12 protein-coding genes are annotated in these 14098 nt (G+C 70.6%); 7 read left to right on the top strand and 5 right to left on the bottom strand.

Translation table 11 applies throughout. The features are described 5' to 3' along the window. Nucleotides 1–18: 18 nt before the first annotated feature. Entirely contained in the window at nt 19–2055 is a 2037-nt protein-coding gene (locus ABT254_RS17845; protein WP_351470428.1) for a TerD family protein, read from the bottom strand. Nucleotides 2056–2328: 273 nt separating this feature from the next. On the opposite strand from ABT254_RS17845, the gene ABT254_RS17840 reads away from it, so the two are divergent. After that, entirely contained in the window at nt 2329–3102 is a 774-nt protein-coding gene (locus ABT254_RS17840; protein WP_351470425.1) for an IclR family transcriptional regulator, read from the top strand. Then, nucleotides 3099–3944 (top strand): SMP-30/gluconolactonase/LRE family protein, encoded by an 846-nt coding sequence (locus ABT254_RS17835; RefSeq protein ID WP_351470422.1) that lies wholly within the window; start codon nt 3099–3101, stop codon nt 3942–3944. Before ABT254_RS17840 ends, ABT254_RS17835 begins: the two co-directional genes overlap by 4 nt. 257 nt (nt 3945–4201) lie before the next feature. Here the strand turns inward: ABT254_RS17835 and ABT254_RS17830 are convergent, their stop codons facing one another. Continuing rightward, complete coding sequence (locus tag ABT254_RS17830; protein WP_351470419.1) at nt 4202–5440, bottom strand: DUF6545 domain-containing protein; 1239 nt, start codon at nt 5438–5440, stop codon at nt 4202–4204. Next, nucleotides 5437–6009: a toxin-antitoxin system, toxin component family protein gene (locus tag ABT254_RS17825; protein ID WP_351470416.1), complete on the bottom strand. Its 573-nt coding sequence runs from the start codon at nt 6007–6009 to the stop codon at nt 5437–5439. The genes ABT254_RS17830 and ABT254_RS17825 overlap by 4 nt, the downstream gene beginning before the upstream one ends. Nucleotides 6010–6265: 256 nt before the next feature. Between ABT254_RS17825 and arfA the strand changes: the two genes are divergently transcribed. Then, nucleotides 6266–7777 carry an arabinosylfuranosidase ArfA gene (gene arfA / locus ABT254_RS17820; protein ID WP_351470413.1) on the top strand — a complete coding sequence of 504 codons (1512 nt, stop codon included), beginning with the start codon at nt 6266–6268 and terminating at the stop codon, nt 7775–7777. 4 nt (nt 7778–7781) lie between these two features. Here arfA and ABT254_RS17815 read toward each other — a convergent pair whose 3' ends face one another. Next, nucleotides 7782–10763, bottom strand: coding sequence for a beta-galactosidase (locus ABT254_RS17815; protein ID WP_351470410.1), 2982 nt, complete (start codon nt 10761–10763; stop codon nt 7782–7784). A gap of 91 nt (nt 10764–10854) precedes the next feature. Here ABT254_RS17815 and ABT254_RS17810 point away from each other — a divergent pair, with 91 nt between their 5' ends. Further along, on the top strand, nt 10855–11313 hold the full coding sequence (locus ABT254_RS17810; RefSeq protein ID WP_115908355.1) for an RrF2 family transcriptional regulator: 459 nt from the start codon (nt 10855–10857) through the stop codon (nt 11311–11313). Between the two features lie 4 nt (nt 11314–11317). Here the strand turns inward: ABT254_RS17810 and ABT254_RS17805 are convergent, their stop codons facing one another. Continuing rightward, complete coding sequence (locus ABT254_RS17805) at nt 11318–11812, bottom strand: DUF3515 family protein (RefSeq protein ID WP_351470406.1); 495 nt, start codon at nt 11810–11812, stop codon at nt 11318–11320. A gap of 117 nt (nt 11813–11929) precedes the next feature. Here ABT254_RS17805 and ABT254_RS17800 point away from each other — a divergent pair, with 117 nt between their 5' ends. From ABT254_RS17800 to ABT254_RS17790, 3 genes are all read left to right on the top strand, one after another. Then, complete coding sequence (locus ABT254_RS17800; RefSeq protein ID WP_351470403.1) at nt 11930–12397, top strand: hypothetical protein; 468 nt, start codon at nt 11930–11932, stop codon at nt 12395–12397. Then, nucleotides 12394–12951 carry a TlpA family protein disulfide reductase gene (locus ABT254_RS17795; RefSeq protein WP_351470400.1) on the top strand — a complete coding sequence of 186 codons (558 nt, stop codon included), beginning with the start codon at nt 12394–12396 and terminating at the stop codon, nt 12949–12951. Before ABT254_RS17800 ends, ABT254_RS17795 begins: the two co-directional genes overlap by 4 nt. A 200-nt stretch (nt 12952–13151) precedes the next feature. Further along, entirely contained in the window at nt 13152–13802 is a 651-nt protein-coding gene (locus ABT254_RS17790) for a DUF4360 domain-containing protein (protein WP_351470397.1), read from the top strand. The last annotated feature ends 296 nt before the right edge of the window (nt 13803–14098 follow it).

Genomic DNA, 14098 nt, shown 5'->3' with positions numbered 1-14098 from the left:
CGGTCGGTCTTAACTCCCTTACCCCGCACGTTCCTTCGACGAAGCCCGCCGCGGTGTCGCGGCGTCCAGGTGGACCACCACCGTCGTGTAGAAGCGCTGTACGGCGTCGTCCACGCTGCGGATGAAGCCAGTCTCGGCGTTGCCGCGGCCGCTGCCCATGCTTTTCAGCAGAGACAGCCGGAATCCGGTGATCCGGGTGGCGGTGTTCTTCGGGAGCAAGTCGGCCGGCTCGGGGCGCAGGCGCTCCAGAGTCCCCCGAGGGCCGCCCGCCTCACCTTCGACCAGGGTCTCGACGTGGAGATCCGCCGGTGCTTCGTCCAGTCGGCGGATCAGCCGCTTCGCCCAAGTCAGTGGGTAGCCCTGGTCCGGTGCCGGGATCTCGACGGACGTGCGCAGCTTGCCGGTCCGCAGGTCGGCCGTGATGGCCAGCAGACCCGGCGCACCCTCGACACGCAGCTCCGCCTGGAGCCGCCCGTCGACGCAGAGCTGGTCCGCCAGCCGGGCCCGACGAGCTCCAGGATCGGCACCGCGCTTGGCCCGTTGGACGGGGAGGACCTTCTGCCCGAGTTCGCCGCCGAGACCGAGACACACCTGGCGGACGAGCCGCTCCCAGCTTTCCACCACCTCCAAGGCCCGCGCGTCACCCTGGCACAGGGTCTCGTCGTCGATTCCGTTGCGTACGGGCACCCAGGCCGAGCCCATGTTCTGGAAGCCGTGGCAGCCGGAGTTCTCGTGCTGCAGATACTGCAGAAGCTCCTGCAGCAGCCAGGCGTGCGCGGCGTTGCCTACGCCCTCGTGCCGGATCAACATTTGCGCCTGGTGGGCGACTTCGGCCCAGGACAGATGCCGCAGGGCCACCTTGTGCTTGCGCCGCCCGTCGATCTTGACGTCGACGAGCGGGCTGCCCTCCAGGGCAACGTCGTTCGAGAGCGTAATCACGGCCTCGTAGCCACGACGGGCGGCGATGTCCATGTACGCCTGCACCTGTTCGGCCCTGAGGGAGTTGCCGTTGGTCTTGGTCTCGATGAGCGCCGTCCACAGCTTCCCGGCCCGTTCGACACGGATCACTCCGTCGGGCCGCCGGGGTGTGTCGCCGTGCGGCAGGGAGACCTCGGTGAACGTTTCCATGCGGCCCGCCGGTGCCCCGAACGCGGCCGTGAGTCTCCGGCCGAATTCCGGCACCTGCGCTATCACCGACAACAGCACCGAGGTCGCACGCGTCTCGCGGTCCCGGTCGCTCTTGAGCACCGAGACCGGGAAGAGCCGTGCTTCCTTCCAGGACTCGTTCTCGGCCAGGGACTTCCTGGTCTCCCTGGGCAGCGTGACCTTCTTCTTCGCCGTGCGAGGTCGTGGGGCCGGCTTCCTCGGCTCGGCATCGGACTCACCGGCGGCCCTCCGGGGAGCCGGGATGGCATCAAGGGCAGCGGTCCGCGCAAGAGCCTCGACGGGCGCGGCGGGGAGCACCGCTTCGAGGTGCTCTCCACCTTCCGATGCTTCCGCCTCGGCCGCGTCGTCGTCGATATCCACGCCGAAGTCCGTCGCCAGGCCCGCCAGTCCCGCTTCGTAGCCCTGCCCCACGGCCCGGAACTTCCACTCGTCCGCACGCCGGTACAACTCGCCGAAGATGATCGCGCTCACCGAGTCGGCGTCGTCGATCGTGAAGCGCAGCAGGTGCTCGCCCGCACCGTCGGCCAGCGTCACCCTCACGTCTTCCAGTTCTCCGAACCGGGCACCCTCGTAGCGGCTCGCGGCTACGACGATCCGGTCCACGTCTGGCGGCACCGCGGTCAGGTCGAAGCCGATGCGGTCCTCGTTGCCGTCCGCCGTCGGTGTCTTCCCCAGCAACTGCACGCTTCCGTCGGCGGCCACCGGATTGTTGTAGAAGTAGAAGTCGGTGTCGCTGCGCACCTTGCCGTTCGCGTCCAGCAGTAAGACGGACACGTCCGCGTCGCCCTCGCCGCTCGGGCTGACCCAGCCCAGACCGACGACCACCGAATCGACGTTCTCGCTCAGGGCCGCCAGAGATACGTTCGAGCCCTTGACCATTTCATGCATGGAACCCCCCAATCACACAGCAGGGACGCCGCGGCCCCTCCCGCCGCGGCTGTCCCGTGCACGACATGATGTGACGTGTCGCACATGGGGGACAGTAGTACCACAGGGGTCGTCAGGTGGTCTGCGCAGAACCATTGCCCGGGCAAACGCACTATGCGTAGCCTGTGTTCGTCATGCCGATCGTCTGTTGAAATTTCGAACAGGCGGCCAGGGTGAGTACCTCAACAACCTCAGATCCTCAACAACCTCGGACAACAAGGGAGGGGGCCGGTCGTGGGACGCCTTGTACCTGCCGTGACTCGGGCTCTCGACATTCTTGAGCTCTTCCTCGACGGGGACGGGACGCTCTCCGCCCCCGACATAGTGCGCAAGCTGCAGCTGCCGCGCACCACGGTGCACGAACTCGTCACCACGCTCGCCGCCCGGTCGTACATCGTGCAGGTGCCCGGGCAGCCGGGACGCTACCGGCTCGGTGTGCGTCCGTACCAGCTCGGGAGCCGGTACGCCGAGCAGCTGGACCTCGCGGCCGAGGGACAGCAGGTGGCCCGGTCCGTTGCCGAGACCTGTGACGAGACGGTGCACGTGGCGATCCTCGAGGGTACCGACGTCATCTACATCGCCAAGGTGGACTCCACCCACGCGGTGCGTATGGTGTCGGCGGCCGGGCGGCGGCTGCCGGCGCACTGCACGTCGGTGGGGAAGATGCTGCTGGCCTCCCTTCCGGAGCAGGAGCTCACGGCGCGGATCCCGGACGACGCCGAGCTCGTCGCGATGACTCCCAACAGCATCACCGAGCCGTCCGCCCTGCGCGAGGCCCTGGCGCAGATCCGGCAGCGTGGGATCGCGGTCGAGAGCCGCGAGTCCAACCCGGACGTCAGCTGCGTCGCCGCGCCCGTGCGGGACCGCACCGGGCAGGTCGTGGCCGCCCTCTCGATCTCCGTGCCCATGATCCGCTGGAGCGACGAGCGCCGCGCCGAGCTGGAGCAGCTCGCCGCCAAGGGCGCCGTCGAGCTGTCGGAGCGCCTCGGCCACCGGACCGTCGTATGACGGCGTACGAGGTGGCGGTGCGCGCCGAGGCCACCCTGGGCGAGGGGCCGACCTGGGACGCGGCGGCCGGGCGGCTGATCTGGATCGACATCCTGGGCGCGCGCGTGTACACGTACGACCCGGTGACCGGCCGTCGTACGACCCGTGTCACCGACCAGCACGTGGGCGCGGCGAAGCCGAGGGCCGGCGGCGGGCTGGTGCTCAATCTCCGCGACGGGGTCGGCCTCGTCGACCCCGACGGCACCTTCCGCTGGCTGCACCGCGAGGTCGTCCCCGGCCGCCGTGCCAACGACGCCGCCGTCGCCCCCGACGGCTCCCTGTGGGCGGGCACCATGCGCTACGACGAGGCGGCGGGCGGTGGCACGCTGTCCCGGATCACCGGTGACGGCTCGGTCGAGCTCGTCCTCGACGATGTGGCCGTGAGCAACGGCACCGGCTGGAGCCCCGACGGCCGCCTGATGTACTACGTCGACTCGCCCACGCGGCAGGTGGACGTCTTCCACCACGAGGACGGCCGGGTGGCGGACCGCCGCCGGTTCGCGCAGATCGAGGACGGCGCCGGCTTCCCCGACGGCCTGACGGTGGACGCCGACGGCTGTGTGTGGGTGGCGCTGTGGGACGGCGGAGCGGTACGCCGCTACACACCCGACGGCGAACTGGACCGCGTGATCGAACTCCCCACCCCCCGCGTGACCGCCTGCGCCTTCGGCGGCCCGGACCTCACGGACCTGTACATCACCACAGCCCGAGTGGGCCTCACGGCCCCCCACCCGGTGGCGGGCTCCCTCCTGGTGGTCCCGGGCGCGGGCAAGGGCCTGCCCCAGCCGGCCTTCGCAGGCTGAGTGAGGGGCGGAGTGGCGTGACTGCCGTAGCCTGCGGCAGTCGTGCGGCTGTGCGTAGCCTGCGGCAGTCGTGCGAGCGTCCGTAGCCTGCGGGCGGTCGTGCGGCTGTCTGTAGCCTGCGGCAGTCGTGCGGCCGTCCGTAGCCTGCGGCAGTCGCAGCCTGCGGGCAATCGTGCCGCCTAGGGCGGCACGGGTGGGCGCAGGCGGCACCCCGCAGGCGCGGGCAAGCACACCCCCCACCCCAGGCCCCGCACCGCTCAGCTCCGAACCCCCGGCCGCTGAACACCCCCCACCCGAGCCCGCACTGCCGCCAGCTCGTCGGCCCGCCGTAGAGCCTCGGACACCGCCCCGATCTCCCGCAGCAGATCAGTCGTGTCCGGGTCATGCCCACCCTCTTCGCTCACCGACCAGCCCCGTGCCGCGATCGCGTCCTGAATGGCCACCGCGGCGGCGAGCGCCTTTGCCCGCGCAGGGTCGTGGCCCAGGGCGAGCGCCGCCTCGTACGCCCGTCGGCGACCGCCCTCGTCGATACGCCGGGCCAGCGGAAGCAGCGCGTCCCGGATGAACGTCTCCCGGCGGATGAGCCGCAGCTCCGGGCCGGCGCGCAGGACGAAGGAGACGCCGCTGCCGTTGACCGTGCGCATCAGCAGATACAGGGGGCGGAGCCGGTGGTGGGCCAGGCGCAGTCGCCACCGCTCGGCCAGGTACTGACCCGCGTGCGGCAGGATGAATCCGACCGCGATCAGAAGGGCGGAGAGACAGGCCAGCGGCGGTGCCACGGCCGTGCTCAGCCAGTCCAGGTCATGGCCCGTCCAACGAGCCACCACCGCGGGCAACTTGACCGCGTAGAAGGAGAGTTGGGCCGCGTAGCCCACCCCGAGGAACTTCAGGCCCCAGCGCAGCCACGCGTCGAGCCCGTCGGTGCGCACCCAGTTCCAGATCAGCCCGGAGGTGATCACCGTGGCCACCGCCTGCGCGAGCAGATACAGCAGGATCATCTCGCGCATGTACGGCGTGTTGGCGTAGTACGTGTCCAGGTCCCGGAGGCGCTCCACCGGCGCGTCCGCCAGCGCGAACAGCACCCACAGCGCGGCGATCACCCCGAGGGAGCCCGCCACCACCCAGCGCACGGCGCGAACGGTCGAGGCCGAGCGGTCGGACAGCCCGTTGCGCCACGCGATGATCAGCAGCAGGCACGAGCCGCAGAACGCCGTCAGCAGCGAGTACACCCAGGGCGCCGAGATGTTCGGCACGCCCGTGACCCGGTTGACCCGGGCGATCGTCGACGGCGCCACGAACACGAACACCGCGCAGGCGATGAGGAGTACACCGCCGACGGCGCGCAGCAGCGGATCGCTCCACAGGCGCACGATGGTCGGCAGCTTGATCGCCAGCGCGGCGGTCAGCACCCCGGCCGGGATCCACCAGAAGGAGGGGTAGAACTCGTTGACGAAACCCGCGGGGGACCAGGCCAGTCGGGCGAGGGCCGCTGTCACCGCCCCGTTCCCCCGCGCCCGCGGTAGCCCAGGGACCGCTGGATACGGCCGAGCGGCACGTCGGCGTCCCGCCCCGACAGCAGCGGCCGGAACGCGGCCGCGAGCCGGTGCCCGAAGTCGTCGGCCTCCGCCTCGTCGGCGACGCGGGAACCGTCGCGCGCGGCCACCGACAAGGCCGCGTCCTTGAAGGTGTTCCACTTGCGGCGGTCGGCAAGGGCCGCCCCCGCCACATGGTGATGGCTGTGCCCGGCGTGCAGATGCCACAACTCATGGCCGAGGATGACCAGTTGCTGCATCGCCTCGGCCCGCTCCTCGACGATCACCAGGTCGAAGTCGGAGAACTCCACCCACAACCCGGTGACTTCGATCTCGTCGGGAAACCGCTCGAAGCGCAGCTCCACCGGCCGCCCGCCGCGCAGCACGCTCATCTCCTCGCACAGCGCCCGGCACAGCTCCCGCGCATCGGCCGGCGGGCGCGGTCTGGCCCGCACCGCCGCCCCGAGGCCGTTGGTCAGCTTCCGCATCCCGGAGACCCTCCGCGAGCGCCGCAGTCCGGCGGCGATGTCCATCGCTCCCCCTTCTGACGCCACAGACAGGCCGTCCGAGCCTACGCCGTCGTTCAACCCCGAACTGTCGCCCTGGCCGGAAAGTCTGCCCAACCCATTGACTGGCAAGCGCTCCCTCTTTACGGTCCCGTTCGAAGTTCCGAGCGTATTTCGAAATACCGAACAGTGTGCCAGGGCAGGATACCGAGCAGTCAGGGCAGGAAGGCAGGGCATGGGACGACCCGAACGGCAGGCGAATCTGAACCTTGGAAAGGAAAAAATGAGCACCGCCCGCTTCACCCTCGACCCCGCCTTCACCATCGGTGAGGTCAACCCCCGTCTCTTCGGTTCCTTCGTCGAACACCTCGGCCGCTGCGTCTACACCGGCATCTTCGAACCGGACCACCCCACCGCGGACGAGGCCGGCCTCCGCACCGACGTCCTGGACCTCGTCCGCGAACTCGGCGTCACCGCCATCCGCTACCCCGGCGGCAACTTCGTATCGGGCTACAAGTGGGAGGACTCGGTCGGCCCCGTCGAGGACCGCCCCCGCCGCCTCGACCTCGCCTGGCGCTCCACCGAGACCAACCGCTTCGGCCTCTCCGAGTACATCGCCTTCCTGAAGAAGATCGGCCCCCAGGCCGAGCCCATGATGGCCCTCAACCTCGGCACCCGGGGCGTCGCCGAGGCCCTCGAACTCCAGGAGTACGCCAACCACCCCGCCGGCACGGCCCTGTCCGACCTCCGTGCCGCGCACGGCGACAAGGACCCCTTCGGCATCAAGCTCTGGTGCCTGGGCAACGAGATGGACGGCCCCTGGCAGACCGGCCACAAGACCGCCCAGGAGTACGGCCGGATCGCCGCCGAGACCGCCCGCGCGATGCGCCAGATCGACCCGGGGGTCGAACTCGTCGCCTGCGGCTCCTCCAGCCAGTCCATGCCGACCTTCGCCGCTTGGGAGGCGACGGTCCTGGAGGAGACGTACGACCTCGTCGACCACATCTCCCTGCACGCCTACTACCAGCCCGAGGACGGGGACGTCGACTCCTTCCTGGCCTCCGCCGTCGACATGGAGTCCTTCATCGAGAACGTGGTCGCCACCGCCGACCACATCGGCGCGAAGCTGAAGTCGAAGAAGAAGATCAACCTCTCCTTCGACGAGTGGAACGTCTGGTACATCTCGAAGTGGCACGAGATCGAGAACTCCGGTGCCCGGGACTGGGCGGAGGCCCCCCGCCTCCTGGAGGACAACTACAGCGTCCTGGACGCGGTCGTCTTCGGCTCGCTGCTCATCGCACTTCTCCGGCACGCGGACCGCGTCACCGTCGCCTGTCTCGCCCAGCTGGTCAACGTCATCGCCCCGATCATGACCGAGCCCGGCGGCCCGGCCTGGCGCCAGACGACCTTCTTCCCCTTCGCGCAGGCCTCGCGTTACGGCCGCGGCCAGGTCCTCGACGTGCGGGTCGACTCGCCGACGTACGAGACCGAGAAGTACGGCGAGACGGACCTCCTGCACGCCACCGCCGTGCGCGCGGAGGACGGCACCGTCACCCTCTTCGCCGTCAACCGCGGCCGCACCGGGGCGCTGCCCCTCGAAGTCGCCCTGAGCGGCCTGGACCTGACGGAGGTCGTCGAGCACAGCGCCCTCGCCGACGCCGATCCGGACGCCCGCAACACCCTCGACGACCCCGAGCGGGTCGCCCCGCACACGGTCGAGGGCACCGCCCTGCGGGACGGCGCCCTCACCGCCGTACTGGAACCGCTGTCCTGGAACGTGATCAGGCTCGCCTAGGACGTCAGGTCGACCGGCCGGGGGAGGCCACCGGTGCCACCGGCACTCCTCCGGCCGCCGCGCCCAGCAGCGTCAGCCGTACGTCCGACGGTCCCGAGGGTGTGGTGCCGTCGGACAGGACGGCCAGGGCGAGTGTGTTGGCGCCACGTGTGCGCAGGATCCCGTTCGGGAGCGGGAAGGTGTGCTGGGGGCCCACGTCGTTGATGTACTGGCCCATGTTCCAGCCGTTCAGGAAGATCTGGACGCGGTACGCGCGGGCCGGGTCGTCGTCGAGGACCAGACCGATGGAGGCGTCGATGCCGGCGTCGACCGCGAGCCGGAAGGACGCCCGGTACCAGGTCACCCCCTGCCGCCGGTCCGCCCGCGGCAGCTGCACCGGCTCCCAGCCGCCGTCGCCGTACCCCGGCAGATGCCAGCCGCTGCGCTCCCCGTACAGCCCGCCGTTGTTCTGCGGCCCGCGCACGGGGTCGTGCGCCGCCTCGCCCTGGAGCCGCCAGGTCAGCTGGGGGGCGGCCCCCGCGAAGGTGACCGCCGTCAGCCCGCGCGCCACCTTGTGCGTGTCCTGCGAGGTGCCGTCCTGGTCGCGCTGCATACGGCGGACGAGGACCGAGAGCACATGCGGCTCGTCCGTGCGCAGCTCCTTCGGCACGGAGAACACGGCCGTGGCCGCCCAACTCCCCTTCCGTACCGTCTTGTTGTCCGGAACGGGCATCCGGTGCGTGCCCAGCGGCCGCCCGTCCAGCCAGGCCATCAGCAGCCCTTGCGTGCCCGTGCTGTAGGCCAGCGACACGGACTCGGCGCCGGTCGCGTCGGTGAAGCGCCCGCGGTACCAGACGTCGCCGTAGTGGAAGGAGTAGTCGTCGGCGAAGAGGACGGGCTGTCCGGCGGGGACCGGTGTGGTGCTGTGGCTGGTGGTCTTGTCGGCGGGCGTCCAGGAGGAGTCGTCGAAGGCGGGGGCCGACTCGGGGTTCTCCGTCTTCCGCAGCCAGCCGTTGCTCAGCGCGGGCAGGGCGACCGCCCCGACACCGGCCAGCGGCTGCGCGGCGCGCAGGCTGCCGGAGGAGGTCGCGTGGGCCTTCAACGCCCTTTCGTTCCAGGTGAGTTCGTGGATTCCGCGGGGGCCCCACACTTCCAGGTCCGCGGCTTCGATGGTGTCCCCGGTCAGCCGGACCGTCGTTCCGTCGACGGCCGCGGTCCGCAGCAGGGCGGGCCCGTACACGAGGACCGGGCCGGACGGGGTGTCGTGCGGCCACAGTCGTACGGAGGTCTCGTCGTCGGCGAGGAGCAGGAGGAGGGGGGTGGAGGTTCCGCCGTCGCTCACCAACACCCGGGTGAGACCGTCGAGCCGGGCTTCGATCCGCAGCAGCCCGTCCGCGTACGAGTGCTCGGCCTCCCCTTCCAGCACGGTGACCGCCGGCTCGCTTGCGCACTCCAGTGCGGTCACCGTGTCCTCTCCCGGCCGCCCGGTGAGCACGGCGATCTCCTGCCGCCCCGCGGTGACGGCCAGCATGGGCTGGGCGTTGGAGTGGCGCAGCTTCCGCCGCCCCAGTCTGATCCCGGCGGCCAGCAGCCGCGCGTCCTGCGCCGGTACGGCCACGGGGACGGGGAGTTCGGCGCCGTGCAGCGGCAGCTCGGAGGCGACCGGCACCTCGCCGTCGTTGCGCAGGACGTACACATGGGCGCCGGTGTCGGGGTTGGTCAGGTGGTACACCTTCAGCCCCTCCGCCGCGGCGTCCGCCTCGACGTCCGCCGCGCGGTCCAGCTTGGCGAAGTCGGGGAAGTGCCGCAGCAGATGACCCAGTTGGTGCATCGGGATCAGCTTGGCGGTCGGCTGCCTGCCCTCGTCGATGGCCGCCCCGTAGTCGTACGAGGTGTAGACGACCGGCGCGGGCAGCCAGCCCCAGGAGGTGCCGCCGAAGGTCATGTAGACGCTGTGCAGGGTGATGCCGTTGGCGAGGTTGGTCAGGTAGAAGCGCCGCTCGTACGCCGCGTCCCGCAGTCGCCGCGACTCCGCGTAGCCCTTCCCGCCGAACCAGGCACCGCCCCACGGATCGAACCAGCCACCCCCGAACTCCGGTACGAAACCGGGGGTTTGGGGGCTGGCGGTCGCGCCGCCCTTCGCCCCGCCGACCCCGAAGTGCCCCCAGTCGGGCGGGGTCAGGGTGGGCGACGGATAGCCGTCGAAGCCGTACAGCCAGCGGCCCTTCTCGCCGCCCGTGTCGAAGGAGCCGGGGATCCAGTACCCGTTCCTGCCCTTGTCGTTGTGGAAGAGCGGTACGTCGATGCCGTCGGAGCGGACCTTGCGGTACAGGTGGGCCATGTAGTCACGGCCGGTGGGCTCGTTGACGAAGGCGTCGTACTCGTTCTCGATCTGGTAGAGCAGGACCGTCCCGCCGCCCTTTGTGTACAGATGCCGGGCGACGATGGCGTTCACCCGGGTCAGCCACTCGTCGGCGTACGACAGATACGTCGGGTCGGCGGTGCGTGCCCGGCCCTCGGTGGCCGTCAGCCAGCCGGGGAAGCCGCCACCGTCGATCTCGGCGTTGATGTAGGGACCGGGGCGCAGGATGACGTACAGGCCGGTCTCGCTCGCCGTCCGCAGGAACAGGTCCAGGTCGCGGATGCCGGTGAAGTCGTACTGCCCCGGGGCGGGGGAGTGGTAGTTCCACGACACGTAGATGCTGACCGTGTTGTAGCCGTGGGCGCGCATCTTCTGCAGGACGTCGCGCCACAGGGACGGGCTCGGCAGCCGGAAGGGGTGCATCTCGCCCGACCAGACCACCAGCCGTCTGCCGTCGACGAGGAGCGAGTAGCGGTCGAAGCCGACCGTGTGCCGCCGCCCGTCCGCGCCCGGTGTGCCGGGCGGCGGGCCCGTGGGGGCGGTCTGGGCGGCGTAGGCGCAGGTCATGGCCCCGCTGCCGCCCAGGGCCAGACCGAGGGCCGTGGTGCCGGCGAGGGCGTTGAAGGTACGTCTGCTGAGCCCCAAGGGAGCCTCCCGTCGGGCCGGCCGGTCGGCGGCGCGTGTGAGGTCATTGTGCGAGGTCATTGTGTACGGCCGCACCCAGCACAATGGTCGTATGAGGATCTCGGCACGGGCGGATTACGCGGTACGGGCGGTTCTTGAACTTGCGGTGCGGCAGGACGACGGGCCCGTGAAGGCGGAGGCCATCGCCGCCACGCAGGAGATCCCGCACAAGTTCCTGGAGGGGATCCTCGGCGATCTGCGGCGCGGTGGCATCGTCGACAGCCGGCGCGGGGGAGGCGGCGGCTACCGGCTGGCCCGCGAGGCCGCGCGGATCACGGTCGCGGATGTGATCCGGGCGGTCGACGGCCCGATCGTGTCCGTGCGCGGGGAGCGGCCCACCGGCCTGGAGTACACGGGGTCCGCGCAGCCGCTGCTGCCGCTGTGGATCGCGCTGCGGGCCAACGTCCGCCGCATCCTGGAGGGCGTCACCATCGCGGACATCGCGGCGGACGCCCTGCCGGAGCCGGTACGGGAACTGGCCGCGGAGCCGGCGGCCTGGGAGAACCCGTAGCGGGTCAGCCGCGCTCGATGCAGTGGGTCGTCTGCCTGACGGAGGAGACCGTCCGGGAGAGGTCGATCAGGGCCGCGTCGGTCTGGCTGGAGCCGTCGAAGACGACCTGGGTCGCCGGGTCGCGGCCGTAGGTGACGATCACCTTTCTGCTGGCGGTGGACTGCGCCAGGTCCATCACCCAGTCCACGCCGTCGACCGCGAAACACGGGTCGCCGGTGACTCCCGGAGGCGTGACACCGCAGCGCAGCACGATGTTCCGGTCCCCCCAGACGGCGATCCCGGGAAGGCTGCTGTCCCGGCGGGACAGGCCGCCGAGGGAGGCCGGGGCACTGTCGGCGATGCGGTGGCAGTGCGGTGCGCCGGAGAACCTGGCGGGTCGTACGCCGGCGTCGGCATCCGTGTAGGTGAAGCCGTGGACGGCGAGGGCGGCACCGCCGGCGAGGAGGCAGGCGCCCACGGCCAGGGTGAGCCGGGTGGGGCGCGGACGTATCGACGGCATGGACAGAACGTTAGGACAGCCCGCCGCCGACCCCGGACCCGGTCCCCGCGGTGCCGGGGAGCACAATGATCGTGTGGCGGGCCGCAGTTGGGGCCCGCCGGCGAAAGGGGGAGTGACGTGACTGTCACTTGGCGGGGCGCCGTTTCCTACGCGCTCACCGTCGTTGTCCTGTCCTGGCTGGTCGGGGCAGGCGTGGACCTGGCCTGGCAGGCCGCGCCCGGCGGCAGTGTCGGGGGCTGGGCCGATTTCTGGTGGAAGAACCCGTGGCACGCGGTCTTCGTGGGCGCCGCGACCATCTCCCTGGTGCTGGCGCGACGGCTGCTGGCGCCCCTGCCGCGCTGGCGCGTGATGCTGGTCGACGGGTCCGTCTACCTGGCGGCGCTGCTGGTCTGCTGGGGGGTGGCGGCATGGGCCGAGGACGACGGCGCACCGGCGGACTGGGCGTTCGTCATGGCGATCGTGGCGCTGTACACGCTCCAGCTGCCCGCCGCGTGGGTGCTGTGCGTCTGGCGGTCGGGGAGCCTGGAGGTCGTCCTCAGCGGGACGGGGACGGACGAACTGCACGGGGGAGTGGCCGGCCGATGACGAGGACTCGACGCCTGTGCGCGGTGGTGGCGGCGGCTTGTGCGGCGGTCCTCGCCGGCTGCTCCTCCCCGGCGCCGATCAGCGACACCAGTCCCGGGGATCCGCTGGTCAGGACCTGGAAGGAGGGCGAGCGGCCCACTGTTCCGGACCTTTCCGGGCCCTCCCTGGAGGGTGACAGGGTCAGCCTGTCCGACTACCGGGGCAAGGTCGTCCTGATCAACGGGTGGGCCTCGTACTGCCCTCCCTGCCGGGCGGAGGCGCCCGAGCTCAACAAGATCCAGAAGAAGTACGGCGCCCGCGGGCTGCGCGTACTGGGTCTCGACAACGACGGCGGCCGGGGTGCCGGTCTCGCCTTCCAGAAGCAGTACCGGCTGGACTACCCCTCCCTGCACGACCCGTCGGGAAAGCAGCTCCTGAGGCTGCCGCGGGGCGTGGTGACCACACAGGGGCTGCCGTTCACCATCGTCGTCGACTCGTCCGGGAAGGTGGCGGCCGTGCGGATGGGAGCGGTGACGCAGGCACGGCTCGCGAAGATCATCGAGCCGTTGCTGTGAGCGCGGCCGCGGCTTCCGTGGACCGGACGTTCGCCATGTGAAATCCCCACCTGTGAATGGCTTGAGTTCGCCCTGACCGGTTCGGGTGCGCCTCCCTACGATGCGATCGCCTCGCGCCTTCACAGGATCCCCATGGTTTCTTCAAGGGTTCCGGGCCGGGCCGAGGTGTGCCACCCCCCACTCACAGAACCGGAGAGACCATGCCTGGTGCACTCCTTCTGGGCGGCGCGGTAGCCGCTCTGCTCACCACAGCGATACCCGCGCACAACTCGTCCGGGGTGTTCGACAACCCGCCCCCGGACAAGATCGTCATCGATGTGGCGACCGTGAACGGCTCCGGCTGCCCCCAGGGCACCGCGGCCGTCGCCGTCTCCCCCGACAACACGGCCTTCACGGTGACCTACAGCCAGTACCTCGCCCAGGCCGGCGGCAGCTCCGACCCCACGGCCTTCCGCAAGAACTGCCAGCTCAACCTGATCGTGCACGTCCCCCAGGGCTTCACCTACGCCATCGCCAGCGCCGACTACCGGGGCTTCCTCTCCCTCCAGCCGGGGGCGTCCGCCACGCAGAAGGCCTCGTACTACTTCCAGGGCTCCTCGAACACGGTGCCCAAGACCCACCCGTTCAGCGGCTCGTACAACGACGACTGGCAGGCCACCGACTCCACCGACTGGGCCCAACTGGTCTGGGCCCCCTGCGGAGTTCAGCGCAACTTCAACATCAACACCGAACTCAGAGTGAACGCGGGAACGGCGAACCCCGGCAAGGTCAGCTTCATGACCATGGACTCGACCGACGGCAACATCAGCACGGTGTACCACATGGCGTGGAAGGAGTGCCCGGCAAACTGAGGCACACGGCCCGTGGGGTTTCCGGTGCGGCTTTCGGAACCCCACGGGGCTGTTTCTGCTGCCAGGACGAGACGGGTCGTGATCGCGAGTACGCGCGCCGCAGCACCATGCGTGTCCTGGGCGAGTATCTCGGGCAGGTGGAGATCCTGCGGCGCCGGATCCAGTTCCTGGACCTGGGCAAGCGGCGTCACCGCGCGGTCGTGGAGCGGTTCACGGCGATCGCCACCGTGCTCAACGAGGACGGCGAATCCCGCCTCGGGTACGCCGAGTTGTGCTGGCGCCTCGAGGGCGAACCG

The sequence above is a fragment of the Streptomyces sp. NPDC001137 genome (assembly GCF_040298885.1).
In the GTDB taxonomy this organism is placed as follows: domain Bacteria; phylum Actinomycetota; class Actinomycetes; order Streptomycetales; family Streptomycetaceae; genus Streptomyces.
Note: the sequence above shows the minus strand (reverse complement) of the source record. Positions and strands in the feature narration are given on the sequence as shown.